The organism is Vibrio sp. 970, from assembly GCF_033339075.1.
Genome location: NZ_JAWOTW010000519.1, coordinates 1 through 607, shown reverse-complemented (window position 1 = coordinate 607; position 607 = coordinate 1). Strand labels below are relative to the sequence as shown.

Sequence of the window (607 nt, the reverse complement as noted above, 5' to 3'; positions counted from 1 at the left end):
AGTCGAACAGCGCAATCGCCATCCCGGCTAACAAGCCAGCTAAGTGAGCCGTATTGGCAATGGCCATAAACGGTTGCACAAAACCAAGTACCAACCACACCAACATAAAACCAATGATGGATTTCGGCAGCGTTAAACCTAAATGAGGTAAACGGTAACCCAAAACCCACAAATAGCCGAGTAGCGCGTACACAACACCAGATAACCCGCCGAAGTTCGCACCTTCAACATAGAACTGGCCAGCACCAGAGAGTGCCGCAGATACCACAAAGATTTGCAGTAACTTGCCAGAACCAAGTCGACGTTCAATATCGCCACCAAGTTGCCACCACCACAACAAGTTAAAGATGATGTGTGTTACCGAGAAATGCAGCAATGCATGACTCACCCAACGCCACAATTGCCATTGCTGGCCTTCAAACGCGGGAAAGTGCAACAGAGCAAATACCCCATTTCCAAAGCCTAACATCTGCAAACCATAAATCACGGCGCATACGGTCATGATCAATAAGGTCACTGGACCGGCTTTGGCTTTGATCATTCCCATGATGCTTGGGCTAGCGTAATGAAATTGGCTCTTACGAGTATCGGCAACGTCCCAGGAAGC

Annotated in this window: 1 protein-coding gene; it reads right to left on the bottom strand. The window is 48.6% G+C overall.

Annotation, left to right across the window (positions count from 1 at the left end; genetic code table 11):
• A partial coding sequence (gene glpG / locus R7Q11_RS27635; protein WP_225467166.1) for a rhomboid family intramembrane serine protease GlpG occupies nt 1–607 on the bottom strand: 607 nt, incomplete at both ends.